Annotated in this window: 27 protein-coding genes; 6 read left to right on the forward strand and 21 right to left on the reverse strand. The window is 44.2% G+C overall.

Translation table 11 applies throughout. The features are described 5' to 3' along the window. Positions 1-36: 36 nt before the first annotated feature. The 7 genes from OCV50_RS21590 to OCV50_RS21620 form a co-directional block, all read right to left on the reverse strand. A complete protein-coding gene (locus OCV50_RS21590; protein WP_261904644.1) occupies positions 37-252 on the reverse strand; it encodes a DUF3820 family protein in 216 nt (71 codons plus the stop codon). An 18-nt stretch (positions 253-270) separates the two neighbouring features. Further along, positions 271-936, reverse strand: a complete 666-nt coding sequence (locus OCV50_RS21595; protein ID WP_239840318.1) for a DUF3313 domain-containing protein — start codon at positions 934-936, stop codon at positions 271-273. A gap of 98 nt (positions 937-1,034) precedes the next feature. Next, a complete protein-coding gene (locus tag OCV50_RS21600; RefSeq protein WP_239840319.1) occupies positions 1,035-1,385 on the reverse strand; it encodes a helix-turn-helix domain-containing protein in 351 nt (116 codons plus the stop codon). Between the two features lie 220 nt (positions 1,386-1,605). Then, the gene (gene cyoE / locus OCV50_RS21605) at positions 1,606-2,529 is read right to left on the reverse strand and encodes a heme o synthase (RefSeq protein WP_261904645.1); all 924 of its coding nucleotides are present in this window, start codon (positions 2,527-2,529) and stop codon (positions 1,606-1,608) included. Then, a complete protein-coding gene (locus OCV50_RS21610; protein WP_261904646.1) occupies positions 2,522-3,571 on the reverse strand; it encodes a COX15/CtaA family protein in 1,050 nt (349 codons plus the stop codon). Before OCV50_RS21610 ends, cyoE begins: the two co-directional genes overlap by 8 nt. Before the next feature lie 52 nt (positions 3,572-3,623). Further along, positions 3,624-4,196, reverse strand: a complete 573-nt coding sequence (locus OCV50_RS21615) for a hypothetical protein (protein ID WP_261904647.1) — start codon at positions 4,194-4,196, stop codon at positions 3,624-3,626. Then, positions 4,186-5,049, reverse strand: a complete 864-nt coding sequence (locus OCV50_RS21620; RefSeq protein WP_315974655.1) for an SURF1 family protein — start codon at positions 5,047-5,049, stop codon at positions 4,186-4,188. The genes OCV50_RS21615 and OCV50_RS21620 overlap by 11 nt, the downstream gene beginning before the upstream one ends. Here OCV50_RS21620 and OCV50_RS21625 point away from each other — a divergent pair. Beyond that, on the forward strand, positions 5,048-5,278 hold the full coding sequence (locus OCV50_RS21625) for a DUF2909 domain-containing protein (protein WP_239840323.1): 231 nt from the start codon (positions 5,048-5,050) through the stop codon (positions 5,276-5,278). The genes OCV50_RS21620 and OCV50_RS21625 overlap by 2 nt on opposite strands. Positions 5,279-5,329: 51 nt before the next feature. Here OCV50_RS21625 and OCV50_RS21630 read toward each other — a convergent pair whose 3' ends face one another. From OCV50_RS21630 to coxB, 4 genes are read right to left on the reverse strand one after another with little or no spacing between them, the layout of a single operon-like run. Then, a complete protein-coding gene (locus OCV50_RS21630; protein ID WP_261904648.1) occupies positions 5,330-6,214 on the reverse strand; it encodes a cytochrome c oxidase subunit 3 in 885 nt (294 codons plus the stop codon). A gap of 39 nt (positions 6,215-6,253) precedes the next feature. Continuing rightward, a complete protein-coding gene (locus tag OCV50_RS21635) occupies positions 6,254-6,859 on the reverse strand; it encodes a cytochrome c oxidase assembly protein (protein WP_261904649.1) in 606 nt (201 codons plus the stop codon). Positions 6,860-6,867: 8 nt separating this feature from the next. Then, positions 6,868-8,514, reverse strand: a complete 1,647-nt coding sequence (gene ctaD / locus OCV50_RS21640; protein WP_239840326.1) for a cytochrome c oxidase subunit I — start codon at positions 8,512-8,514, stop codon at positions 6,868-6,870. Further along, positions 8,511-9,719 (reverse strand): cytochrome c oxidase subunit II, encoded by a 1,209-nt coding sequence (gene coxB, locus OCV50_RS21645; RefSeq protein WP_261904650.1) that lies wholly within the window; start codon positions 9,717-9,719, stop codon positions 8,511-8,513. Before coxB ends, ctaD begins: the two co-directional genes overlap by 4 nt. A 398-nt stretch (positions 9,720-10,117) precedes the next feature. Between coxB and OCV50_RS21650 the strand changes: the two genes are divergently transcribed. Beyond that, positions 10,118-11,824 carry a phospho-sugar mutase gene (locus tag OCV50_RS21650; protein WP_261905250.1) on the forward strand — a complete coding sequence of 569 codons (1,707 nt, stop codon included), beginning with the start codon at positions 10,118-10,120 and terminating at the stop codon, positions 11,822-11,824. A 46-nt stretch (positions 11,825-11,870) separates the two neighbouring features. Here the strand turns inward: OCV50_RS21650 and OCV50_RS21655 are convergent, their stop codons facing one another. The 4 genes from OCV50_RS21655 to yegD form a co-directional block, all read right to left on the reverse strand. After that, complete coding sequence (locus OCV50_RS21655; RefSeq protein ID WP_261904651.1) at positions 11,871-12,500, reverse strand: LysE family translocator; 630 nt, start codon at positions 12,498-12,500, stop codon at positions 11,871-11,873. Positions 12,501-12,771: 271 nt separating this feature from the next. Then, positions 12,772-13,404: a fumarylacetoacetate hydrolase family protein gene (locus OCV50_RS21660; protein WP_261904652.1), complete on the reverse strand. Its 633-nt coding sequence runs from the start codon at positions 13,402-13,404 to the stop codon at positions 12,772-12,774. Positions 13,405-13,662: 258 nt separating this feature from the next. Beyond that, positions 13,663-14,724, reverse strand: a complete 1,062-nt coding sequence (locus OCV50_RS21665) for a porin (protein WP_261904653.1) — start codon at positions 14,722-14,724, stop codon at positions 13,663-13,665. A 501-nt stretch (positions 14,725-15,225) separates the two neighbouring features. Next, positions 15,226-16,578: a molecular chaperone gene (yegD, locus tag OCV50_RS21670; RefSeq protein WP_261904654.1), complete on the reverse strand. Its 1,353-nt coding sequence runs from the start codon at positions 16,576-16,578 to the stop codon at positions 15,226-15,228. Between the two features lie 136 nt (positions 16,579-16,714). On the opposite strand from yegD, the gene OCV50_RS21675 reads away from it, so the two are divergent. Further along, complete coding sequence (locus OCV50_RS21675) at positions 16,715-17,023, forward strand: DUF1289 domain-containing protein (RefSeq protein WP_261904655.1); 309 nt, start codon at positions 16,715-16,717, stop codon at positions 17,021-17,023. Between the two features lie 98 nt (positions 17,024-17,121). Here the strand turns inward: OCV50_RS21675 and OCV50_RS21680 are convergent, their stop codons facing one another. After that, positions 17,122-17,466: a HopJ type III effector protein gene (locus OCV50_RS21680; RefSeq protein ID WP_239840333.1), complete on the reverse strand. Its 345-nt coding sequence runs from the start codon at positions 17,464-17,466 to the stop codon at positions 17,122-17,124. 248 nt (positions 17,467-17,714) lie between these two features. On the opposite strand from OCV50_RS21680, the gene OCV50_RS21685 reads away from it, so the two are divergent. Then, entirely contained in the window at positions 17,715-18,374 is a 660-nt protein-coding gene (locus tag OCV50_RS21685; protein ID WP_261904656.1) for a PilZ domain-containing protein, read from the forward strand. A gap of 71 nt (positions 18,375-18,445) precedes the next feature. Here the strand turns inward: OCV50_RS21685 and luxQ are convergent, their stop codons facing one another. The 5 genes from luxQ to OCV50_RS21710 all read right to left on the reverse strand — a co-directional run bounded on the left by luxQ (position 18,446) and on the right by OCV50_RS21710 (position 23,612). Then, positions 18,446-21,028: a quorum-sensing autoinducer 2 sensor kinase/phosphatase LuxQ gene (gene luxQ, locus OCV50_RS21690; RefSeq protein WP_261904657.1), complete on the reverse strand. Its 2,583-nt coding sequence runs from the start codon at positions 21,026-21,028 to the stop codon at positions 18,446-18,448. After that, on the reverse strand, positions 21,028-22,122 hold the full coding sequence (locus tag OCV50_RS21695) for an autoinducer 2-binding periplasmic protein LuxP (RefSeq protein WP_261904658.1): 1,095 nt from the start codon (positions 22,120-22,122) through the stop codon (positions 21,028-21,030). Before OCV50_RS21695 ends, luxQ begins: the two co-directional genes overlap by 1 nt. Positions 22,123-22,371: 249 nt before the next feature. Further along, positions 22,372-22,695, reverse strand: a complete 324-nt coding sequence (locus tag OCV50_RS21700) for a GIY-YIG nuclease family protein (RefSeq protein ID WP_239840337.1) — start codon at positions 22,693-22,695, stop codon at positions 22,372-22,374. Further along, the gene (locus OCV50_RS21705; RefSeq protein ID WP_261904659.1) at positions 22,696-23,349 is read right to left on the reverse strand and encodes a YceH family protein; all 654 of its coding nucleotides are present in this window, start codon (positions 23,347-23,349) and stop codon (positions 22,696-22,698) included. A 62-nt stretch (positions 23,350-23,411) separates the two neighbouring features. Beyond that, positions 23,412-23,612, reverse strand: coding sequence for a hypothetical protein (locus OCV50_RS21710; protein WP_261904660.1), 201 nt, complete (start codon positions 23,610-23,612; stop codon positions 23,412-23,414). A gap of 195 nt (positions 23,613-23,807) precedes the next feature. On the opposite strand from OCV50_RS21710, the gene OCV50_RS21715 reads away from it, so the two are divergent. Together OCV50_RS21715 and OCV50_RS21720 are read left to right on the forward strand one after the other, a co-directional pair. Continuing rightward, positions 23,808-24,122, forward strand: coding sequence for a DUF496 family protein (locus tag OCV50_RS21715; protein WP_032550242.1), 315 nt, complete (start codon positions 23,808-23,810; stop codon positions 24,120-24,122). 106 nt (positions 24,123-24,228) lie between these two features. After that, a complete protein-coding gene (locus OCV50_RS21720; RefSeq protein WP_261904661.1) occupies positions 24,229-24,855 on the forward strand; it encodes a D-Ala-D-Ala carboxypeptidase family metallohydrolase in 627 nt (208 codons plus the stop codon). The last annotated feature ends 12 nt before the right edge of the window (positions 24,856-24,867 follow it).

Raw genomic sequence — 24,867 nt, forward strand, 5'->3', positions numbered from 1 at the left:
AAAAAAACAGCTGACATTTGCCAGCTATTTTACGCTTTACATTCTTTTCAGAGGCTTAACTACGCTGTCTAGCCCTTCAATTTTCAACGCCAAACAGAGCTTCAACAAGTCTCCAAGCTCCCCGTTAGGGAAACCTTTCTTGTCAAACCACAGCAAATATTCTTCCGGAAGGTCTATCAGCACTCGCCCTGTGTACTTTCCAAATGGCATCTGTACTCGAGCCAATTTCATCAAATTTTCTTTGTCTAGCATCATGCTGTCTTATTCAGATTATTCTCTGTTAGCTAGAGTAACACCTAAACGTTCAACCCAGTAATTAATCGCATCTTTAGCGTCATCAAGGGAGTCAATCATCGTTGAGAAATCTTTGTTTCCTGCTTGGCGATCAATAGCGGCAAACAGTGGCGTGCCATCTTGCGCATCACTGACCAACAACTCAATACTGGCACTCCCCACATTGGTGTGCTCACCAGTGGCCACCTTAGAGATCGTTGACATGGCTAAACCGAAAGGCAACACGCTGCTCGTCACTGCTAAGATAGGATTAGGCGTTTCGACATTGCTCAACGCGATACTAATCCTCAAGCTACGACCATTAGGCTCACTAACAACCGTTTTGTATTGGGAAATTCTTTCGGTCAAGCGCTCTAACATGTGATCCGTTAATTCTTGGACGTCATCAGAATCTATCGAACCCTCTTCGGTCAACACGAAGATTTGGTCAATCACTACTGAATCATACTCATCTAATTTGTTCTGTAGGCGATCTACATCGCGCAGACCAATGCGAGCCCATACTAGGTCGACACCGCCGTCTGGACCTGAGGTGAAGTCTTCATAAGAAGTGAATTTAGTGGCTTTTTGGATTGGGCCACCAGCACACCCAAAAAGAGTCATACTGATGGCAACCAGAAGGAAGTATTTTAGAAATCGCATATAAGCACTCGGTCATTAACTGAATCAACAAAGAATGCTATACCATATATAAAAGAAATGTCGAAAATTTATTAGTAATATACGATCAATTTCTAAAGTTAGTTGGTTTTCACCGTGTGTGCATATTCAACGACCACCTGATTACCTTCAATATAAGCATTTTGGATCTCACCATCGACGCTCATTCTGCTTTGTAAATAGACGATCTTAGGCCCTTCACTGCCCTCTTTTAACGATGGAAGAATGTTCTTAGGTTCAAGGTGTAGCAAACGACAGAACTGACTAACAAAAGACATCGTCAGTGGTGTTTCACCTCTTAGCATTCTTGAGAAGGCAAGTTGATTCATGCCTAACTTCTTAGAAAATTCCATTTGAGTCAGTCGCATGCGCGATTTTTGTGACATCCAAGTTTGATAGAGTGCATCCCTATCCAGATCAGTAAACTCCATGGGGGTCCCTTTGTATAATTCAGACCTATTAATTGTGCTAATTTCTATTGAAATAATGTCAACGTAAGGTTAGTGAAACCCAAAGGTTTGGTTTTGTTATGAACTCAGTTTTTTACGAGAGTATGCCGCCTCTGATTGTGTTATCAACGACAAAGTACCTCGTATACACGCAATAAATACATACAAGGCACTTCGCCATTAACTCCAATATTGTTGCAGTTTATAAAAGGTAGTGATCAAGCAATAGTGCAGCAAACAACACCATTAAGTGATAAATGGAAAACTTGAAAGTTTGCATCGCGCTGCTGGGGTTACTGCGATACTTAAGAACCCAAGCATGATAGATAAACCCACCATTTAGCAGTAGCGAAGCGCTAAGATAAATCCAACCGCTCATCCCCACCAGTACTGGCAAAATACACACTACGCTAAGAAGCAATGTATAGAGCAAAATGGATGTCTTGGTGTATTCAATCCCATGCGTCACAGGCAGCATAGGAATATTGACCTTTGCATACTCATCTCTTCGATGAATCGCCAATGCCCAAAAGTGTGGAGGTGTCCAAATGAAGATAATCATCACTAACAACCAAGCGTGAGAATGCAACTCATTAGTTACAGCCGTCCAGCCCAGTAAAGGCGGCATCGCACCAGCAATACCCGCGATAACAATGTTTTGAGGCGTCGCTCGCTTGAGGTACATGGTATAAACCACCGCATAACCTAACAAGCTCGCAAAAGTTAACCAAGCTGTGAGAGCATTTACCCACACCACCAAAGCAACAAAACCGATAACACCGATCGCTGCTGCAAAAAGAAACACGCGAGTGCTACTAAGCTCGCCAGAGGGTAATGGTCTTCGACTTGTCCGACTCATCTGCCCATCAATTCGTCTATCAATGAGGTGATTAAAGGCCGCTGCTGATCCAGCCATGAGACCAATGCCAATAAGCCCCACGAGCGTCTGTTGAATGGGCAGTCCGTTAGGCACCGCTAGACACATCCCTACCAGCGCCGTAAGTAACATCAGCGCAACGACCTTGGGCTTGGTGAGAGTCAGGTAGACTCTCCATGCGGCTTTTTCTCGAACAGTAGTGTTAGACGATGGTACAAATTGATTATGCGTATCCGTTCTACTAGCCATGCTTACCTCCGCCTAATGCGCTTCCCTTCAATAAAAAGTCTCTCGTTTGGCGCTGCCACACTAAGAAATTTGTCACGACTAAAGTCACCAATAACAGTGCCGCGACCAAGTTGTGCATCACTGCAACCGAAATAGGTAAGTGGAACCAGACATTACTAATGCCAAGCCCTACCTGACAGAACAGCACAAAAGCTAAAATAGCACCGAGTTTTCTTTGACCATGCCCAGCTTGAGACCAGAGTTGATAAACCGTGATTAATACAACCAATACGGCGGCCATAGCACCAAACCGATGCATAACATGAATCGTCAAACGCGCTGGGTACTCCAATACACCAAACTCATAATTGTCGTGACCACGTTGCCAAAGATCGAACGCCTTATCAAAATCTAGGTAGGCCAGCCAGTTACCCTCACAAATAGGCAGCTGAGTACAAACGAGTGCCGCGTAATTCGACGAAGTCCAACCCCCGAGCAAGATCTGACCTATCACCACAACCAAACTTATACTTGCCCAGAATCGCAACCAAAGAGATTTGAATGGTGCAAACCCCTGCCCAACCTTATTTAATCGACAGTGCAACAAGCTAAGCAAAGAGAGTAAAGTAAACCCTCCCATAAGGTGTGCCATCACAATAACAGGCATCAGTTTCAGCGTGACCGTCCACATTCCGAGCAGCGCTTGAAAAATAACCGTTGCGGCAATAAGTAGCGGCAATCCAATTGGAGTAACGCGTTTAGATATGCTCCAAGCGGTAATCGCAAAAATCAGCAACCCTAACGTTCCCGCAAAATAACGATGCACCATCTCTATCCAAGCTTTATCTGCCTCCAGAACACGCTCTGGGTATTCTAGGTTTGCGTTAGCAACAGCAGATTCGCTCGATGGAACGACGAGTTTGCCATAACATCCCGGCCAATCAGGACAACCTAAACCGGCATCAGATAGACGAGTATAAGCGCCCAATACAATCACAATAAGCGTTAGAATCAAGCTCACTTTAACTAGTAATAGCAATGGCCTAGGGGTTGAATTCATCATCAATATCGCTCTCCCTACCTGTTGTGAAACAACTCGCTCTTCTCTTTAGCGCTTAGCCGACTCGAGACAATTTCAGTAACTTCCTCAAATCATGAATCAAGCCTTTTGATTGAGGCACCAACTCCTCTGACTGGCTCACACTCTCGTACACCATGACTAACTGACCTAAGGGATCAATCACTACGATCGAAGCTTCACCGAGTCGGTCTGTGAGCATTTTGTTGCCCGCCACTTGCGTAAAAGACGTCTGTTCATCAGCGCTGTTGCCTTTAAAACTCGATAAAAAAATCACCGGGGTAACGCGTTCACGATTTTTGCCAAGTGCTACATGACTCTGCTTGATGTAGTGAAGTTGCTGTTCACACAATTGGTCACATTCATTTGGTGCAATGTAACCAATCAACCACCCCTTATTTGGATCTTCAAAATCAATAGAGAGATCGTCGAGAGTAACCCTAGGTTCAACAAGCAATCCGCTGTTGGTCGCTCCTTCGTTATACCAATGCTGATCTAAGACGGTTTTGGCAATAATGGCAGGCAACGCGAAGATGACCACCAGACCAATGAGTAGCAATCGTCCTTTGCGGCGCTTTTTCTCAAACGCCGCTTGTTCATCACTCTTCATAGCGACTCTCCCCTTTACTGCGTTTGCTGATAAAACGGTAGCCAATCAACAGCATTAATCCCGATAACACTGCCGCCATTGAAAACCACTGCACTGAATAACCAAAGTGCTTTTCTGACTTCATCGCTGTTGGTCGCCATAGCAATTCATAAGGCCATGTTTCATCGTAAAAAGGTTGAAACAAGACTGGAAGAATATCTGTCGAGGTATATACCGATATCGCCTCAATATTCAGATTCTGAATACGCTTTGGTTCGGTCTCCTCTAGAGCCAACTCTGAGCTCAGAGGATTAGTAGAGCGGAAGTACAAGCGACCCGAGGTTTGTCGAGGTATTGCAGGCAAATCAATCACCGGAAGCTCACTACGCGTTTTGTTCGCTTTTACAAACCCTAAATCCACCAATATATGTTTGGGTTCTGAAAAGCCGGTAATGGGCATTAACTGATACAGAATGTAACCAACACTCCCTTTGTGAGTTTGGTTATCCAGCAAAAACATTGGTCCACTTTCCTGAGCAAAGTTAACGATCACCTTAGTTCCATTCAGCATTTTTAAGTACTCATCTTCGACGGTGCTCTTACTCAGTTCCATCGAAGAAAGCTCATTGCTCTCGATGCTGTTCACCCATTTTTTCCAATCTGCCAACACGGACGCCAGTGGCTTGCTCGGCTGGGTTGCTCTCATAGCTAAATGCTGTTCTAGTTGCTGCTTCTCGAAACCACGTTCCCTTTGCCATAACCCTAACTTGATTAATAGACCGACAGAAACCACAGTTAAGAAAGCAACCACCCACACGCCAACATATCGGCGTTGATTGTTTTGATGATTTGCTTCATTAGGGGTTAACACCATGGTTTCATCCACATCCGTAATCTTGTTTAAAGTCCTTTTAGTCGTCCTGCTGTTTGTTATTGCCTTTAACCTGATGAAAGCGCTGTTTCAGTTCTCGTCAGGTAAACATAATGGCAAACAGCTCAGTCACTTCCTCGGGCGACGTGTTTTCTTCTCAGCTATTGTGGTGGTTTTACTGCTCCTTGCTATGGCAACAGGCTTGATTACTCCCAATCCACGTCCTTACTAATCGGTTAAGCGTATATACCTTAATACCCAAATGCCTAAATACTTAGCCCCATTACAGAACATAAACGAAGATAAACAAGCCCAACCAAACCACATCAACAAAGTGCCAATACCAACTTCCCGCTTGGAAAGCAAAATGGTCTTTAGGCGTAAAGTGATCTTTTGCTACACGTCCCAACAGCACAATCAGGAAAATCGTTCCTAAGCAAACATGTAATCCATGAAATCCTGTGAGCAAAAAGAAGGTATTACCGTAAATGCCTGACTGCAGCGTCAGGTTCATCTCTTGATAGGCGTGGATATACTCTTCTGCTTGAAAGAACAGAAAGAAACCAGCGAGCACAATTGTTATTTCCAACCAAACAGTCAGAGCCATGCGTTTGTTCTTTTCGAGACTCAAGTGCGCCATATGGAGGGTTACAGAAGAGAGCAATAAAATGACGGTGTTTTTCAGAGGCAGCCCTTGCCAAGACATTGCTTGAGTCGTAACACCATCGGGGGTCGTTGTTAATGGCCACATCGACTGGAACATTGGCCACAATACCTCATGTGTCATCTCATTGTTCCCGGCACCACCCAACCACGGCACAGAGATCATTCGCGCATAAAATAGCGCACCAAAGAACGCGCCAAAAAACATGATTTCGGAAAAGATAAACCAGCTCATACCTTGTCGAAAGGAACGCGATATTTGCTCTGAGTAAAGACCACTTAACGACTCGGTAATCACATTGCTAAACCAACCTGCCAACATATAAAGCAGCACCGCAAAACCCAGAATCAAGGTGACTTTGCCAAACACTCCGCCAGCTGCGTCAGTGCCCATGTTTTGCACCGTTAACCCTGATCCCAAGGCGACAAGGAATAACGCTACAGCCCCAACCAAGGGCCAGTGACTCTGATGCGGAACAAAGTAGATTTCCTTTTTAGAACTCATTGCTCAACTCCTTTTGTTGATACAGGTTCTTGCGACGACTCAGTTTTTTGCGACTACATCCTGCTCTGATGACGTCCCATCAGTAATATTAAATAAGGTATAAGAGAGTGTTAGGGTATGAATCGACTCTGGAATATTAGGCTCAATATAGAAGATCAATCCCATCTCTGTACTCTGCTTTGCATTCAATGGTTGCTGGTTAAAGCAGAAGCATTCCATCTTGTTAAAATAGGTCGCTCCGTTCCCCGGAGACACAGATGGCACCGCTTGCCCAACTAGACTCAATCCAGACATATTGGTCGCGATGTAGTTAGTCTGAATCACTTCACCAGGGTGAACTTCAAGCACGCGCTTCTCTGGCTCAAATCGCCATGGCATGTCAGGTTTAATATGTGACATGAACTCAACTCGCACGGTGCGACTGTAATCAGGTTGCATACCTTGTGGCTGAACCGCGGACACCGTATTCGTTTTGCCATTGATGCCCAACGCTTCACACATCACGTCATACAGTGGTACCAAAGCAAACCCAAAACCGAACATGCCAATCACACTCAGCACCAAATAAGCCGTCAGTTTCTTAGTTGACCGCTTTGTAGTGTTATTTTGAGTCTGTGTATGTTCGTCTTGCGATTGCTTGTTCATAGCTCACCTCAGTCCACTTTTGGTGGATGTGTAAAGGTGTGATGCGGTGCTGGACTTGGTACTGTCCACTCTAGCCCTTCCGCTCTTTCCCAAGGTTTACTCTCTGCTGGCTCTCCACCTTTGATGCATTTAATGACTAACCATAAGAAAATCAACTGCGATAAGCCGAAGGCAAAGCCACCAATCGATACCACTTGGTTTACGTCTGCAAACTGGATGGCGTAGTCTGGAATACGGCGCGGCATCCCTGCTAAACCAAGGAAGTGCATAGGGAAGAACAGAACATTCACGGAAATGACCGACGTCCAGAAGTGCCACAAGCTCAATTTGTGGTCGTACATGTTGCCAGTCCATTTGGGAAGCCAATAGTAAGCCGCTGCCATGATGGAGAACACCGCCCCCGTCACCAGAACATAGTGGAAATGGGCAACCACAAAGTAGGTGTCATGATATTGAAAGTCGGCTGGAACAATCGCCAACATCAAACCAGAGAAGCCACCGATGGTAAACAGGACAATGAAGGCGATAGCAAATAGCATTGGAGTTTCGAAGGTGAGCGCCCCCCGCCACATGGTCGCCACCCAGTTAAATACCTTCACCCCTGTAGGCACAGCAATCAACATGGTACAGTACATAAAGAACAGCTCGGCGAAGACTGGCATCCCGGTCGTGAACATATGGTGTGCCCACACCAAGAAAGACAAAATCGCAATACTACACGTTGCGTAAACCATTGAATGATACCCGAACAAGCGCTTACCACTGAAAGCCGGAATAATCGCTGAAACAATACCAAACGATGGCAAGATCATGATGTACACCTCTGGATGCCCAAAGAACCAGAAGATATGTTGGAACATCACAGGGTCTCCCCCGCCAGCAGCATCAAAGAAACTCGTCCCAAAGTACTTATCTGTTAACACCATAGTTACCGCACCTGCGAGAACCGGCATCACAGCTATCAGCAAGAACGCAGTGATCAACCATGTCCAGACGAACATTGGCAGTTTGAACCAAGTCATTCCTGGTGCTCGCATGTTGACGATAGTAACAATCACATTAATCGCGCCCATGATCGAACTGATACCCATGATATGAACTGAGAACACAAACAGCGCCGTACTATCGGGCCCGTAGGTTGTCGATAAAGGAGCATAGAAAGTCCAACCAAAGCTGGGACCACCACCTTCAGTAAACAAAGATCCGATTAAAATGAGAAAAGCAAAAGGAAGGATCCAAAAACTGAGGTTGTTCATTCGAGGCAAAGCCATATCAGGCGCGCCGATCATCATCGGAATCATCCAGTTAGCAAGCCCCGTAAACGCGGGCATTACCGCACCAAACACCATGATCAATCCGTGAACTGTGGTCATCTGATTGAAAAAATCAGGCTCGACTAGCTGTAATCCAGGTTGAAATAGTTCGGCACGAATCACCATCGCCATCGCGCCGCCAGTTAGGAACATCGCGAAACTAAACCACAAATAAAGCGTGCCTATATCTTTATGGTTTGTTGAGTAGAGCCATCTCGCCCAACCTTTAGGTGCCGCATGATGGTCATGTTCGGGCGCGTCAATTACGTCATCTGCAGTATGGCTAGCCGCCAAATCTTCCGCCGGGGCTGATTTCACCGGCTTATCAATAGGTGAACTCATATCGCCTCCTTGCTATTCGACGTTGAACTCGAGTCGGTTGCGGCATCTTCGCCACCGCCCTCAACTTGCTGCTTGTAAGCATTAATATCTGACGCTTGAACAACGTCACCAGTGTCGTTCCCCCAAGCATTACGTTGATAGGTAATGACAGCAGCGATCTCTTTTTCAGTGAGTTGATTATCAAAGGCCTGCATTGCAGTTCCAGAACGGCCATAGACAATAACATCGATGTGCTCCGATACATTCCCTAGAGCAATCGGACTGCCTTTAATTGCAGGAAATGCCCCTGGTATCCCTTCACCATTTGCTTGGTGACACACAGCACAGCGGGATGCATAAACTTGCTCACCAATCGTATTCAATTCTTCTAAAGAAAGTGACGCGTCTAATGCCTCCTTAGCAGCCTGAGCCTCAGCAATCGCGAGGGCTTTCTGATCCACCAACCACGCATCAAATTCGTCTTCTTCCATGGCTTGGACCACAATTGGCATGAAGCCATGAGCACGCCCACACAACTCGGCACATTGACCACGATAAACACCTGGTTCATCTATTTTTGTCCATGCCTCGTTAATGAATCCCGGAATAGTGTCTTTTTTGACAGCAAACGCAGGTACCCACCACGAATGAATCACGTCATCTGAAGTCATCAAGAAACGTACTTTACGATTGATTGGCAGCACAAGGGGTTTGTCTACTTCTAACAAGTAGTGCGCGCCCTTCGCTTCGATACCTTCTATCTCTTTATCACTGGTTGCTAATAGGCTGAAATACTCAACATCTTCGCCGAAGTAGCTGTAGTGCCACTTCCATTGCGATCCTGTAATTTTGATAGTGATGTCAGATTGAGAAGTATCTTCCATAGCAATCAAGGTCTTGGTTGCTGGTATCGCCATGGCGATAAGAATAATGATGGGAATGACGGTCCAAATAATTTCAACTTTGGTGCTTTCATGAAAATGCGCGGCGACCGCTCCCTTCGACTTCCTGTGTCTCAGGATCGAATAAAACATCACCCCAAAAACAACAAACGCGATGGCGCAGCATATATAGAAGATCAGCATGTGCAGCTCGTATACCTTGCCACTAATCTCCGTTACACCTTGCGTCATATTGTACTCACTCGTCGCTTGAGCAAGTGGAGTCAGTAACAGTGACATACTACTAGTGACAAGCAGTACATACCTCAGCAGTAATCGTTTCAAAAGATCTCTCCTCTATCCATCCATATTGGATATGTGCGAGCTATCAAACGGCAAACGCCGACAAAAATTGAAAGGCTTGGAATCAGACCGACAGGCAATTGTTATTCGCAATTGCTAACGCTGCTACCTGTTAAAAGCTACGAGCAAACTCGATAAAAGGTTCAAAAACAGCGAAGTTGTTACTTTTTGTTATATTTATGTAAAAGGCTAGTTATCGATACTCAAATATTCAAGGTCACATTAGTTACTAAATGCTCAATTATTTAATTTGTGCTTCTACAAAAAAATCGAACCTTTATCACTGTTTGCACAAGTTTTACGATTGCCTTCAAGGTAATGCGAATGAATATCAATTAGATTAATGACCAAGCCGATTTAAAACGAGAAGGTTAATGAATATGCAAGATGCCATGAACTGGTTGGCGAGAGACCCAGATCCAAGAACTCGCGAAGAACTTCAACTGCTCATTGATGAAAAGAATCACGATGAAATTAGCGATAGGTTCAGTCAACGATTGGAATTTGGTACAGCAGGTTTACGCGGCAAAGTGGGCTGTGGTCCAAATCGAATGAACCGCTTGGTTATTCAAGAGACAGCGACAGGCTTAGGCCACTATTTAGCTGACCATGTCCCACAAGCTCTTCAACGTGGCGTTGTTATTGGCTACGACGGTCGACTGGATTCAAAACAATTCGCGACTGATACCGCGTCTGTCTTGTGTGCACTTGGATTTAAGGTTTACCTGACTAGCAAGGTAGCCGCGACACCTATCGTAGCCTTTGGTATCGAACGTTTTGGGGCTGCCGCAGGCATCGTGGTCACAGCGAGCCATAACCCACCGGAATATAATGGTTTCAAGGTGTACTGGGAAAATGGTGCGCAAATCATCCCACCTCACGATAGCGGTATCGCAGCGGAGATCGATATTGCTGCTACCAAACCTATCCCTCTGATGAGCTTAAGCGATGCAGAACAAGATGAGAAACTGGTTTGGTTAACAGAAGAGTATTATCAAGCTTATCGCCAAGCCGTAAATCAGGCTTCTTTTATCAGCAAACAAGGTTCAGATTTAGAAACGGTGATCGCATACACGGCGATGCATGGCGTCGGCGCACAAATGGCCGAAGATCTACTCCATGACAACGGCTTCCACAAAGTATTCAGTGTTGCCGAACAGCGTGAACCAGACGGGCATTTCCCAACGGTCAACTTCCCTAACCCAGAAGAAAAAGGGGCTATGGACCTAGTTGTCCAATTAGCGGAAAGTGTCGATGCCGATATCGCTTGTGCCAACGACCCTGATGCAGACCGATTTGCGGTTGCAGTCAAACTTCCAGACGGTGGCTACAAAATGTTGACTGGAGACCAAGTCGGGGTGCTTTTTGCGCAATACTTATCAGCCAAATCACATGCCAAAACGCAGCTTGTCGGTAACAGTATCGTCTCTTCAACCTTGCTAGAAAAAGTAGCTAATACGAACGGAGCAAAATACTTCCAAACGTTAACCGGCTTTAAGTGGCTGACCAACGTGGGTATGCAGCTCGAAGATGACAACAACGAATTCTTGTTTGCCTATGAAGAAGCGCTTGGCTACACAATGGGAACACTAGTTCGCGATAAAGATGGCCTTTCGGCTCTAGTGGTATTTGCTCAGCTTGTAGAAGAACTCAAATCACAAGGTAAGACGGTGTGGGATCTACTGGCTGACATTTACATGCAACACGGACTGTATACGAATGCTCAACGCAGCATTGCGCTTGATCCAACGGCCCCTTCCATCGGTTCTAAGCTACGAAGTCAGCAGCCAACGACCATTAATGGTATTGCGATAAAAGTCATTGAAGACCTGCAATCGTCGCTGCGTGTTACTGTCGGTGGTGCTACGGAAGCGATCAATCTTCCTGCCAGTGATGTGCTCATTTATCACCTTGAAGACGGATCTCGGATTATAGTTCGACCTTCAGGCACTGAGCCAAAAGTGAAGGTTTACTACGAGACCATAACTACTTATGAACAAGGTGAAAGCTACACCGAAGCGGTACAGCGCGGTGAAACTTATATGAACCAACTGATTAAGCAGCACCAAGCAGAACTCAACCGATAGATACAATAATGGACGCTCCGGCGTCCATTTTTATGTTTGATTAGCGCTAATTAAAGAACGAAGACAACATCCACAGTGACAAAATCACAAACACGCCGCCCATCACTTTCTGCTGATAGGTTCTAAACTTCGCGTTTTCCAATAGTGGCTTACCTAAGGTACCCGCTAATGCAACCAGCAAAAAGTTAAAGGTCAAACCCAACAGGTTGAGCAGCAAACCCAATACAAGCATTTGTTCACCCGATGTAGCTTCAATATTGGTTGAAACAAACTGAGGTAAAAACATCACGAAAAAGACAAGAGCTTTTGGATTCAGCAGATTACTGATCAACGCTCTTTGGTAATACGCTTTGGCTGCCGAATTGTCACTAAGCTCCGGCGCATCACCTTGATCCGAGCGCAGACAATCCCACCCCATTTTAAGCAGATATGCGCCACCTAATAGATGCAGTGCTTTTAGGGCGAGTGGGCTCATCGCTATCAATGCCGATACCCCCATCGCCGCCAAAACCGTCAAAATGATTCCTGACGTCGCGTTACCTAAGCTCGCAAACAATCCGACCTTTCGACCATAACTCATACTAGAGCTGGCGATCAGTAGCATGTCAGGACCAGGAAGAAGAAGCAATGCAACGACGGCAGTTAAGTAAACAGGAAGAATGGCTAGATCGATCATTAGATAGTGCGCTGACATAAAAAAGACGGCGGATTTTATATCAACAAAGCGCTTTACACTAGATGCAATCAGTTAAAACCTTGATCATTTAACGAATAAAAAACCATCTGGGAACAATTATTCAACGTTATTCGCTAATTACCTAGTATCTGTAGACGGGAGTTTGTTATCAGCAGCCCAAAAAGCAGGTGCGTAGAGCCTTTGAATTGATGGCCTATTTATCTGATTCTTTTACTTAGTTACATAGTTTCTTAGTTACATAGTTGCTCAGTTACTTGGCGACCCACTCGATCTCAACTAAGGTTTGCTCACCACACTTCAAGCGTCCCAAGAATAGATCGCCTTGATGAACCTCTCCTACGCCTTTAGGTGTGCCTGTCATAACCACATCACCATCAAGTAACGTAGTGTAGGAACTCAACTCTTCAAGAATGGTTTGTGGTGGGTAAAGCATCTGAGAGACATGTCCTTTCTGTACTCGAATACAATTGATAAAGAGCTCTAAGTTAAGATCCGACAAATCAAATCCGTCTAGGGATACAAAACGACTGAGTACTGCAGAGCCATCAAATGCCTTAGCTCTCTCCCATGGCAAGCCCTTCCCTTTTAAGTAGCTCTGCAATTCACGCTTAGTAAGATCTAAGCCTAAACCTACTGCGACATATTGCCCTTGTTCGACAATAAAACAGATCTCAGCTTCGTAATGGAGCGCTTCTTGATGAAAAGAGGTTAAGGTTGAGGTCACACAGGTACTTGGCTTGTTGAAGACGACCATATGTTCAGGGATAGCGTTGTTCAACTCTTCAATGTGATCAACATAGTTTCGACCGATACAAACCACTTTGCTTGGTGTTGCGGTAATTTTGGTGTCCTGCCACTGCTGTTCTGAATGAGTGTTGCTCATTGTCTTTCCCTGACCATTAATCGAGCAACGAGTTTAACTGATCAATGATGAAGAATCTTTGACAACCTAACAGCTTGTTTCAAATATCTGATCTTAAGCGCAGTCTGGATGCGCTTAACAAATAAGAAGTTTTTCGTAGATAGAATAAAGCAGCCCCTTCCAACCTTTCGATTGGAAGGGGCCTAGCAAGTGTTTAGGACAGTATCCTAAGAGGGGTAATACTCTTGGGAGTAAACACTATGCTGAATTAGTATTGGCTTATAGGTAGTAACGAGCACCGATAGTCCATTTGTCGTCAGACTTGTAACCAGATTCGCTTTTCAGATCAAATTGGTAACCGGTGTAACCAACGATGTTGCTAGTGAAGTTGTACTCAGCTTGCAATGCTAGTTCTTCACGAGAAGTTTCCGTTGCTGCACCTTTCGTTGCTTCACCTTCAACTGTTTCGTAGTTCACGCTTAGGTTTAGGCTGTTCGAAAGACCGTATGCAGCTAGAAGTTCGTAAGCAGTACTCTCTTCTAGACCAACGTTCATGTTTTCATTAGACGCGTAGATACCAGCTAAGTATAAACCTGAGCCGTAAGTACCGTATGCTGCAGATACAAGGTGAGATTCAGCGGTTTTCGAAGCTGAACCAAACTCTTTGTAGTCGCCAGTACTAAATGCGTAGCCTAGCTTAACGCCAGCAATAGAGTAACCTAGCGTAGCTTGAACACGGTCACCGTAATCAACTGTTACACGCGAGTGAACGATATCTGTTGGATCTGTATCATCATAAACATCTGTAGTTACAGTGTTGTCACCCTGCCAGCCTAAACCGAAACTAAATTCGCCAGCATCACCAAGTTGGATTGCGTTGCGGTAGCTCACCATCTTATCTGCACGACCAGTGCCTAAAGCACCGTGGTTGTCGTATAAGAAGTCATTCGCGTAAGCAATTGGCATATCTGTAACGCTTGCTACATCGTAATATGGTGCCCATTGAGTACCAACTACTGCACGGCCAAAGTCATCGTGAGTTAAACCAATGTAACCAAGACGAGTTGCGAATGTATCGTCACCACCGTCAAGGTAATTTAGTTGCCATTCACCTTTAGCGTCTGCTGTAAAGCCGTTACCAAGATCTTGAGTAGCGTTAAAGTTAATACGAGGAGAGTTTGAGCCTACTGAAGCATCTTCTTTCTCAGAACCGTTTACGTTTACAGAAACGTGACCACCAACATCAAATGTTGTGCCGTCTTCGTTGTAAAGTTCTACTGCAACTGCCTGTGTACCAAATACAGCGCCAGAAACAGCAAGCGCTAAAAGTTTCTTATTCATTGTCATATCCATTTGTAACTTGGGGTGTTTACTCACTAACAACCTCTAGCCGAAACCGAAGTTGTTACCTTCATTTAACAAGTGAGGCAACCGTAAGCGATGAATGACAAAAAAGTTGCATTAAAATATATAAAATAAAACAAACAGAACTAGATAAAACAAAAAACCACATAATAACAAAGCATTATAAAAACAAAACGCGCAGAAAAGTTGAAAACATATATAGTTATAAAAACTTATCTTTGAATTTAAAATCAAAATTTAGCAATGGATATTCACCTCACAATTTCCTCTATCAATTTCAAACTCCACCAGGAAACATTTCGCAACATTATGTAACATGCCGAATTTTTTAGCAGCGTGTAATTTATTAGCGTCCCCAATCATTCCAAATGGTTTATTAAGTCAAAGCCTGAACTCGCAGCAGTATTACCCAGATACAAAAAAGCAACCTTGGGGAAAGGTTGCTTTTCGCTAACAATATCATTGGCTTATTATGCTTTACTTAAAGCAAGTTTCTGCCCAACGAGCAAGCCCTGCGGTAACGGAACCAAAATAGTTGCCACTCACGATAGGTACATTAGGCACCGCTTGCTCTACTGCCTGACGAAGAATTGGAGAGCGTGCAGAGCCCCCTGTCATATAAATAACATCTGGTACTTTCTGTCCTTGTTGAATTGCTTCTTTAACCAATTCAATCATCTTAGCTTTTGGGGTATCAATCGCTTCAACCATCTGATCGACAGAGATATCAACTTCAACCAACTCCGACGCGACCTGAATTGCCGTTCGATACTCACGACTGTCTGCAAGGGCAATCTTAGCTTCTTCTGCACGTCTTACAATGCTGTAACCTAAGGTGTCATGATAAACACGCATTAGCCTATCAAGCTTTTCCGGTTCAGCCGCCTCTTTGCGCAACAGCTTCAACGCGGCTAGGTTTTCTCGGGAGTAAAAGTTCTTTTGGGCTTCAACATTGTTAATCGCAATTGGGTTCCAGAATTGCGTCAATGGCATATCGATACCAGATATGCTTTTGCTGGTCATACCGAAAGGATGCATCAAGCGTTTGAAGGCAAGATAGATATCCAGATCATTACCACCGACACGCTGACCACTATGAGCCAATAAGCTTGCACTTCGGTCGGCGTTCCCTGCCCAAGTCGGCCCCATCTCAAGCAATGAGCAGTCTGTCGTACCACCGCCAATATCAACGACTAGAACAGTCTGATTGTGAGTAAGCGTGCTCTCGTACTCCAGCCCCGCCGCTACTGGTTCAAACTGAAACGCAATATCTGAGAAGCCTGCTCTCGTCGCAGCTCGAGTCAATATACGCTCAGCTTGTTGGTTGGCTTCTTCACCGCCACGACCATGAAAGTTGATTGGACGACCGATTACGGCTTGGTCAATTGCACACTGCGTCGAGCGTTCAGCTTGCTGTTTAATGTTCGCCATCATGGCGCACACCAAATCCTCAAAGAAGCTCACTTGAACATCGTGTAAGCCACTAGCGCCCAAAAATGACTTCGGAGACTTCACGTAATAAACGTCTCTTGGATCTTCAAGGTATAGATCCAACGCGGCTTGTCCAAACGCCATATCTTCTGGTACTAAGTCGATACTTTCTTCTCGGTTAGCCGCAATGGCACGGCGCAGAACCTGCTCACCAATAGCATCACTTGGTTTAATGTTCAGGTGACGGAACAAGTGTTCAGAGACACTCTCACGTGTAGGAGCGAACACCGTAGAGGGAATATAGTAGTTATCACCTTCAAGAGGCAAAAGACGAGGCGCCCCTTCGATCATTGCAGCAACTGAGCAGTTTGCCGTTCCATAGTCAAATCCGATGAACATCAATCATATCCCCCAAGCTAGAAAAGGGGCGAGATGCTACCTGAAATGCCTGTAAATCGCTAGGCTAAACAGAACTATTCTTAACATCTATGCTCAGTATGTTACATTGCCACGCAAATGCTTCAGGAATTGAAAAATGAAAACACCTTGTATCGCAGCTTGTAAAAATAATGGCGGTATTTGTGGCGGCTGCCATCGAACAATGAATGAAATCATCGGCTGGAAAAGCCTTTCCGATGAGCAAAGAGAGCAAGTGATGCAAAACCTTTCGTCAGAAGGTGCAACTCACCAATGTCCTCAGTGCGACCAACCCGCACAATGTGATATAAGCGCAGGTAAAGAGACATGTTGGTGTTTTGAGTTAGAGAAGAGAGATACTAGCGGTGTGCCTAAACAAGGCTTGTGTATGTGTCGCAAGTGTTTATCTGCCCTGCCTATTGAATAGTATCAAGCGTAATGTCTATATATGACAAGAGGGCCGAAAGCGCCCTCTTGTTGTTTGTCGCAATAGCTTGTCGTTTATCGCAATAGAATGGCAGTTTACTATTTTTTTGCCAGCGCTGGTTCAGAGAAACGAACGCCCTGCCAACCGTGTTTAATGAAGTTACGGATGTTTTGGTGATCATCGTTTTCTGGAAACTCTAAAACATCATGACGATAGTACTGACCAAAACACGCCAGGGTTTGCTGCTCCGATAGCCCTTCTAATTGGCCAAACGCAAAGATTTTACATGAACCGTTGTTCTGCCCAGCTTGATTCACAACGTCTCCGTTTGCGAACTCACGCTCTGTGAATAGATAGCCGTTCTCGATCACCTGCATGGTATCTTCAAACTGAATACTTTCTGGCTCGCTGTCTAGTTTCGCCAAAAAAGTTGATAGTTCCATTTCTCTGTTCTCCATTAATTTCTTTCTGTAGCAGTGTATCGAGTTTGAGCGTGACTGCAAGGCTGGAAAGCACCCATGAATAATAAAATAAACATTGTTTTCAAAAACTTGCTCGTTTACTCGTCAGACCATAAAACGTGATTTGTTGACCTCTAAATCTCATCAATTAACATAATGAAACTAATGACATAACACGATCAGAGCGTTATATTGTTTCAACACTTGTTCAACACTGCTTATATGGAAATATGCCACAAGATAATAACCAAGAATTGTTTAGATATCTGAAACCAGGAACACGTACAGCAGGTGTTCTTGAATTTGGCCCACAAGATTCTATCCAAGTGAGTACTCTCTATATTGGTCATAAAGAGGACCAATATCTGGTGCTTGAGTTATCTCAAAAATCGACCGAGGCCCTAACCCTCAGAAAGCTCAATAACGTTGATATTATCATTAGAGCGATCACTGACACTGAGTTAGGCCATATTGTGGCTTTCAAGACCAGTGTTCTCTCTCATATCACTCAGCCAGCACATCTAATTTTTCTCAGACCACCTTCGAACTTCGCGACCAAGCCGATTCGCGAACATGAGCGCTACAAGATAAATCTAAGCAGTGAAGTGTCATTTGATACCTTAACGCTCGACGCGACACTGATCGATTTTTCAATTTCTGGGTGCGGTGTATTCTTGTCTCAGCAATCAGACATAGATATCGGCATGAAGATTAAAGTCTCTTCAATATTAGATGAACATCTGCCAGACGACTTAATCTATAAAGTGGTGAGTAAGAAACGTCACGGTCAAGGTTGGCTTCTTGGCATTCAATTCCCAGAACATCTTGATTTAGATGAAGAATTAAAGAAACTGCTGCTCGAGCTCGCTTTCAACACGGGTAACCTCTAACACATTGTAGTAATGACAATAGTCAAAAATTAAGAAAGGCGCATGATGCGCCTTTTTGCTTTTAATTGGCCTTACTCATTGCCAACGAGACGCTTAACTGGCTGATAATGCTCTTTGAAATGAATAAATGCACGGTGCAAAGACTCTTCTTTTATCGGCTTCACAATCACATAATTCGCACCGGCTTGCATAAAGCGATCTCGAGTTGAGATTTGTGCGTCAGCCGTGCAAGCATAGATCGGCGTTTGTAAGTGAAGCTCTTCCCTCAATTTGATCGTAGTCTCTACACCACCTAAATTCGGAAGTTGATTGTCCATTAAGATAAGGTCATAGGGCTGAAGCTCAGCATACGCCATGGCCTCTAAACCATCTTTCGCCCACGTTACCGACATTCCATATTTCTTACAAAATGCCTGCGCAATAAAGGCGTTGGTATGATTATCTTCGACCAATAGCACCTTCAGTGATTTATCAAACAAATCTCGTGGCGCTGTAGACTCATCCAACTTAGGGCCTGTAATTGGCTCAGTTCGATAGGTTACTGGAATATCGATAACGAATTCAGACCCAGCATCCTTACGACTTCTTACTCTAATATCGCCTTCAAGCATATCGACTAAATTCTTAACGATTGCTAACCCAAGCCCCGTACCACCGTATTCACGCGTCGTGGTTTCCTCAGCTTGAACAAAAGGTTCAAATACAGCGTCTAGTTTCTCAGGTTCAATACCAATACCACTGTCCTTAACCTTGATGATTAAACCCGCTCGGTTAGTGTTAATCGTGGTTTCTAAATCAAATGAAACGAACACACCTCCCGAATGAGTGAATTTCAATGCATTACTCAAGAGGTTAAACATGATCTGATTTAGACGAACTTGATCCGTGTAGATCTCCAGCTCCTCTGGTAGTCGGCTTTCAATATCAAAGCTGATCGATTTCTCGATACAAAGTGGTCTATAGATACTATCCAAGGTATTGATGAGCTCTGAAAGTCGGAATTCTTTCTTTTGGATATTAAACTGACCCTGTTCGATTTTAGAAAAGTCCAGAATATCATTGAGCACTGCAAGTAGGTGTTCGGCACTGTTACACAAAACATCCACTTTCTCTCTATTACCTTCACTTGTCACAGAGCGTTTCAATAGCTGAGACACACCCAAAATGCCATTTAACGGTGTTCGAATTTCGTGGCTCATTTTAGCGAGGAAATCCGCACGAACATTTGCAAGGTGCTCCGCTTCTTCACGAGCGCGATCTGCTTGACGCTCCGCTTCCACCAGCTTAGTGATATCTTGCCCCTGAACAACTACGCCAGTAATGCCATGCTCAACACGTATCGCCGACATGTTCCAACGAAATACTTTATCGCCAATCGGAACATTGATACCCGTTAACTTTGCGCCGTTTAAAACCATCAACACATTCGGCTGCATCTTTTTCTCAAACTCTTGAGCTAAGACGCCTTTAAAGTCATCATCCGCGAACATCGCCATACGAGCGGCTGGGTTCATCTGAATCAAAGTGCCACTTTCAGACCAAACCAAAATCGGGGAGTGTGCAAAGTTAAACAAGTCTTGGAATTTTTGTCTCTGTTCTGCTAGTCGCTCAAAGGTGTCTTCTAACGTGCAGCCAATGTGGTGAAACTCATAAATGTTCGAACCATCAAACTTATGGACTTCGTGGTTATCACTCGCAGAACGAGTAAATTCCATCAGTTTATTTAGCTCTTTAGACACACGCTTATGTATCCAACCTCTTGCGAAGAAAGACATGGCGATCAGAACGATAATTACAGCCGCGATAGCACGCTCATAGTTCTCTTCGAGCGCGATAAAGTTACTGTTCTTCTGGACTGCACGAATCGTTAGTGGTGTATCCACTGCGTTTATCTTGATTCTTGCAATCGTGACGAAATGTTCAGGAAGCTGTTCATGTACTCGGTAAGAGAGAACATCTTTGAGAGAGTATGGTTCATCCCCACTGAAGGTTGATGTGACGGGATCGCCATGCGCTTCAATGACAATATTCTCGCAGTTACTACCTTGCTGAATGGACTCTGCAAGAGAGAAGTTATTGTCTAAAACAATGGTGATATAGAGCTGCCCCAGCACCTCACCCGTCTTGTTATCCACGATAGGGGTTTTGCGTGCAAGCAGATGGCGTTTACCAATTTCCGTATCCAGCTCAAGAAAGTGCCAGTTACTACTGAACGCAACCTGAGAAGAGATATACTCCAAACTGCTCTCATCAAAGCCATAAAACTGACCATTGCCGTCATCCCAAGAGACGCCATCATGCGTTGTAACAAAGCGCATATCGGGTGCATGGTTGGGTTCTCGCTGATCAACGCCAAAGAAGAAATAGCTGAGTTCTTCTCTATCCCCATTGGCGAAATACTCCTTGAGCATGGTGCTGTGAGAGCTGCTATCTTGATGGATTTGTAGTACCGATAAACGGTAATCAAACATGTTTTGTATCAAACTGGACGTTTGCTGGACCGTTCGCTTGGTTTCTTGCTTTACGATGCTACTGCTGGTTTCATAGTTATGAATCAACACACCAATTGCCATCACGCCAATCACCAGAATAATAATTCGGGTGATGAGTTTCGCGAGTGTATTACGTGGCGTGGTAGCGTAGCTTTTCTTCATTATTTTCCTGAGTATCTAAAGGCTCGTTGTTTTAGTGCTTCTATACGTTCTGGGCTGTCTTCTTTGGTCACAACCTCGAAGTCTCCAGAGTAAACTGTTGGTACAGCATAGCCTTCTAAGTCCCATTTAATGGCTTCTGCCATCGCTATACCCGTGTCATCATTCATTCGCATCACAGTAACATCTAGCTCACCACGAGCCAACGCTTCTAATTCAGCGGAACCACCACCCCAACCATTGAGTTTGATATCTAAACCCGATTCACGGATGGCCTCAGCAGCGCCTAGCGCGACATCAGTGGCGCATGCGTAGATGAAATCGAGATCTTGATTGCGAGCAATGCTGATCTTAGCGGCTTTATAGCCACTCTCTTTATCAGACTTAGTATAAAAAGAAGACTTTAGTTTAAAGTTGGTCTCTTCACTCATTTCATGGATAAAGGTATCGCCACGGGCATCACTGATGTAGCCTTCTGAGCGATAAAGTACTGAGTACTCGCTCTCTTCTCCTGAATGCGTTTTGAAGTAGTCAGCAAGCTTCAAACTGCCTGTTGCATGATCAAAACCCACGTACATAAATGGCTGTCGCTCTTCCCAAGCTCGAACTGGTGTTGTGATGTTTTGTAGAATCAGCTTGGTATTAGTTGAGCTCAGAACGTGTTCAATAAATTTGCGATGGCGCGTTGTGTCGAGCGTGAAAATTAGATAATCCGTTTTGTTTTCTATCGCTTCTTGAAGAGAAATACTTTGCTGAGCCAAATCGGCGTTGACACGAGTAAAGACCTGATTTATTTGATAATTAATTCTGAGTTTATCCAAACGCTTTTCAAATGCTTGAATATTCCTCACCCAGTAATCTGAGATCTGCTGGCCAGGATATACGACCGATATAGTGATAGGTTCTTGTTGTTTGACTTGCAAAGGAACAGGGTGTTTTTGAACGGCTTGGTTCATATGTTCAGTCAGCGCTTTTTGCGCTGGGAACTTATCCAAAAACTCTTGGTATTCCCAATAGCCATTAAGCACATGCGTACCGTGGGAAAGGGCTGGCCCTGACAATAGCGAAGCCCCAAGCAACATAAGTGAACGTTTCATTATTTTCTCATTTTTTATGAGCTACTTTGGCTCATTTTTTACCTAGCCTGATGTCATATCGTTGTATGACTTTTAATACATTATGTAGGACAACCGTGAAAAATGATAGGCTCAAACAATAATTAGAACATCATTCCTATTAAAAATTATGAACTTGGTTTTAAATTAATACAGGGACTTAAGAATCAGCCAAAATCACATTCAGCCAAGTAATAAAGAGAGAATAAAGTCAGTGTCAAAGAGAAATAGCTAAGACTTGAACACTGGTTCAAAATAAACAATTTTCTCATCTTGAATATCGACGCACAGTTGCTTTGTAACCAGACATTCTTTACGCGGTTTAGAGAGTTGTTTTATGGAGTACTCAATTCTCAGTGCATGGCTTTTCGAGCCTGCGTTGTGGCTCCATTCAAGTGATAAAGGGCCTTTACCCTTGAGAGCTTTCGCTCCTTTACCTTGCTCATGCTGCTCGAATCGTCGAGACAGATTATTGGTGATGCCACAGTACAGGGCGTTGTGACGAGTGCGGATCAGGTATACCACCCAATCCGCATCTAATTTCTTGTCTGTCATCTAAATAAGAGATTCAACCAGAACTTTTAGTTCTGCTAACTCTTTCTTTAGATTTTCAACTTCTGCTTCTAAAGCTTCTACGCGTTCATTACCAGAACCAGATGCCATTGCTGGCGCTGCAGATGCCAATGCTTCCACGTCAACTTCACCACTCAGCAGGTGCTGATAACGAGATTCACGTTTACCCGCTTCTCTAGGTAGCTTAACAACAAGAGCACCCTCTTCACGAGCCGCTAATTTGTCTAAAACCGCTTCCACCTCTTTTACGTCTGTGAAGTTAGCCAAACGCCCAGTGCGTGTTCTTAATTCGCCTGGTGTTTGTGCACCGCGCAATAACATGCAGCAGATAATCGCACGTTCTTGTTCTGTAAACTGCAGATCACCAAACTCGGTGTTGCAGAAACGGTGTTGGTACTTACTCACACGGCTATTAAAGCCACTTTCGTCACTCACTAAGCGACGGGAAATCAGGCCATCAACAGCATCAAGCACGTCTGACTCAGAAAGAGATAAAACAGGCTCACGGTTGCTCTTCTGGTTACACGCGGTTGTTAAGCTATTGAGAGTAAGAGGATAGTGATCAGGGGTCGTCACCTCTTTCTCTATTAAACAACCAATAATACGAGCTTCTATTGCGGAAAGTTGCGTGTTCATTCTTTTTCCTTTTTTATTATTTTCAATTCCGTCTAAAACACATTCAAGGCTAACCCAACGGATTAGTGCTCAGACAGAATAGGGACTCTTCTTTTTCGGCCTTGTTCATCAATCACCATGATCTTAGAACGATTTAACTCAATTTCCACCACTTCTAAGTTGGTGCGTTCTTTTACATAAGCAGTTCGAAGCTTGTCTTGCTCGTTGCAAGCTTCTTGAGAGATCGCTTTCGATTCCTCGTTATTTGGTTCTGATTGGTTCATCTCACATTTCATATAATGCTTGCCTCTAAGCAAGATACTATCGTGAACTGTCCGAGAAAAACAATCAGCTGAGTAACAGAGTGATGAATAATTAAACAACCTTACTTTTGCTTTGATCTAAAGACTGTTACAACCGCATTCGATGTGCTTTAATCAGAATCAGATAACGTATATGACGATTAGGAAAAGGAATCTATGAGTAGCGTATTTGAAATTGTTAACCAAGCACGTCGTAAGAATAAGCTTAAGCGTGAGCTTCTAGACAACGAAAAGAAAGTTCGTGATAACCGCAAACGTGTTGATCTTCTAGACAACCTACTGGACTACATTAAGCCAGAAATGTCTCACGATGAAATCCTAGGCATCATCAAAAATATGAAAGCGGACTATGAAGACCGTGTTGATGACCACATCATCAAGAGTGCTGAAATCTCTAAAGCTCGTCGCGACATCAGCCGCCGCATCCGTGAACTAACGGAAGAAGACAAGCAAACTCAAGGCAAAAAATAAGCCCTCGAAGTCCAACGAATGATATTAGCCCACTTTGTTAAGTGGGTTTTTTTACCTCTAAATTTAGCGACTATACTCAAATGACTGCCACTGTTGGAGTCATTCTATGTATACCACTTTGTTGATTGCCGCCCTCTTATCTACTACTGAACCCCACACCGATGAACTAGAAAAACTCTACACTACAGAGCGAGAGATTAGCTACGACGACCTTGTTGTTGATGTCAGAGGCTATAAGGTTCCAACCAGAGCCGCTTTCCAAGGCTGGGTTCTACTCAATAACGCAGAGAAAAAAGTCGCTAACATCGGACAGCAACTCAGAGATGCAGGCATCAAAGAAACCATGCCTTTGCACCTGATCTTACTCCAAGGTACAGACTGGGTACTCAGCGACACCACACTCTTTAGCTTACCCAATGTTCAACATATGCCCAAAATGATCAAAACGCTTACGTTCATCCAGACTTTTATCGAGCCAGAAATTGGCGTTGTTATTCCGGTATCAGGGGAGCGAACCAGTAACTATAACCAACAAGCGGGAGGGGCTCCTCGCAGTAAGCACCTAGAGTTTTGTGCATTGGACTTAGTGCCATCAGAAGATATTTCACGCGAAGAGTTACATGTAAAATTAAAACAAATCCACGCTAAAAATGGGAAGGAACATAACGTCGGATTGGGCCTTTATGATGGCGTACGATTTCATATCGATACATGTGGCTTTAGGCAGTGGTAAGGACGCATCAAA

Source organism: Vibrio fortis, assembly GCF_024347475.1.
GTDB classification, from domain to species: domain Bacteria; phylum Pseudomonadota; class Gammaproteobacteria; order Enterobacterales; family Vibrionaceae; genus Vibrio; species Vibrio fortis.

Bases quoted from the DNA above. Each gene is read 5' to 3' on its own strand.
- OCV50_RS21610 (WP_261904646.1), bottom strand. From the start codon at position 3,571: ATGATGAATTCAACCCCTAGGCCATTGCTATTACTAGTTAAAGTGAGC.
- OCV50_RS21655 (WP_261904651.1), bottom strand. From the start codon at position 12,500: ATGATCGATCTAGCCATTCTTCCTGTTTACTTAACTGCCGTCGTTGCA.
- OCV50_RS21635 (WP_261904649.1), bottom strand. From the start codon at position 6,859: ATGAACAAGCAATCGCAAGACGAACATACACAGACTCAAAATAACACT.
- OCV50_RS21660 (WP_261904652.1), bottom strand. From the start codon at position 13,404: ATGAGCAACACTCATTCAGAACAGCAGTGGCAGGACACCAAAATTACC.
- OCV50_RS21675 (WP_261904655.1), top strand. From the start codon at position 16,715: ATGAAAACACCTTGTATCGCAGCTTGTAAAAATAATGGCGGTATTTGT.
- OCV50_RS21620 (WP_315974655.1), bottom strand. From the start codon at position 5,049: ATGGTGTTAACCCCTAATGAAGCAAATCATCAAAACAATCAACGCCGA.
- OCV50_RS21720 (WP_261904661.1), top strand. From the start codon at position 24,229: ATGTATACCACTTTGTTGATTGCCGCCCTCTTATCTACTACTGAACCC.
- OCV50_RS21590 (WP_261904644.1), bottom strand. From the start codon at position 252: ATGCTAGACAAAGAAAATTTGATGAAATTGGCTCGAGTACAGATGCCA.
- OCV50_RS21600 (WP_239840319.1), bottom strand. From the start codon at position 1,385: ATGGAGTTTACTGATCTGGATAGGGATGCACTCTATCAAACTTGGATG.
- OCV50_RS21665 (WP_261904653.1), bottom strand. From the start codon at position 14,724: ATGAATAAGAAACTTTTAGCGCTTGCTGTTTCTGGCGCTGTATTTGGT.
- OCV50_RS21650 (WP_261905250.1), top strand. From the start codon at position 10,118: ATGCAAGATGCCATGAACTGGTTGGCGAGAGACCCAGATCCAAGAACT.
- OCV50_RS21715 (WP_032550242.1), top strand. From the start codon at position 23,808: ATGAGTAGCGTATTTGAAATTGTTAACCAAGCACGTCGTAAGAATAAG.
- cyoE (WP_261904645.1), bottom strand. From the start codon at position 2,529: ATGGCTAGTAGAACGGATACGCATAATCAATTTGTACCATCGTCTAAC.
- OCV50_RS21705 (WP_261904659.1), bottom strand. From the start codon at position 23,349: ATGAACACGCAACTTTCCGCAATAGAAGCTCGTATTATTGGTTGTTTA.
- OCV50_RS21685 (WP_261904656.1), top strand. From the start codon at position 17,715: ATGCCACAAGATAATAACCAAGAATTGTTTAGATATCTGAAACCAGGA.
- OCV50_RS21710 (WP_261904660.1), bottom strand. From the start codon at position 23,612: ATGAACCAATCAGAACCAAATAACGAGGAATCGAAAGCGATCTCTCAA.
- OCV50_RS21680 (WP_239840333.1), bottom strand. From the start codon at position 17,466: ATGGAACTATCAACTTTTTTGGCGAAACTAGACAGCGAGCCAGAAAGT.
- yegD (WP_261904654.1), bottom strand. From the start codon at position 16,578: ATGTTCATCGGATTTGACTATGGAACGGCAAACTGCTCAGTTGCTGCA.
- OCV50_RS21700 (WP_239840337.1), bottom strand. From the start codon at position 22,695: ATGACAGACAAGAAATTAGATGCGGATTGGGTGGTATACCTGATCCGC.
- OCV50_RS21695 (WP_261904658.1), bottom strand. From the start codon at position 22,122: ATGAAACGTTCACTTATGTTGCTTGGGGCTTCGCTATTGTCAGGGCCA.
- ctaD (WP_239840326.1), bottom strand. From the start codon at position 8,514: ATGAGTTCACCTATTGATAAGCCGGTGAAATCAGCCCCGGCGGAAGAT.
- OCV50_RS21615 (WP_261904647.1), bottom strand. From the start codon at position 4,196: ATGAAGAGTGATGAACAAGCGGCGTTTGAGAAAAAGCGCCGCAAAGGA.
- OCV50_RS21595 (WP_239840318.1), bottom strand. From the start codon at position 936: ATGCGATTTCTAAAATACTTCCTTCTGGTTGCCATCAGTATGACTCTT.
- luxQ (WP_261904657.1), bottom strand. From the start codon at position 21,028: ATGAAGAAAAGCTACGCTACCACGCCACGTAATACACTCGCGAAACTC.
- OCV50_RS21625 (WP_239840323.1), top strand. From the start codon at position 5,048: ATGGTTTCATCCACATCCGTAATCTTGTTTAAAGTCCTTTTAGTCGTC.
- OCV50_RS21630 (WP_261904648.1), bottom strand. From the start codon at position 6,214: ATGAGTTCTAAAAAGGAAATCTACTTTGTTCCGCATCAGAGTCACTGG.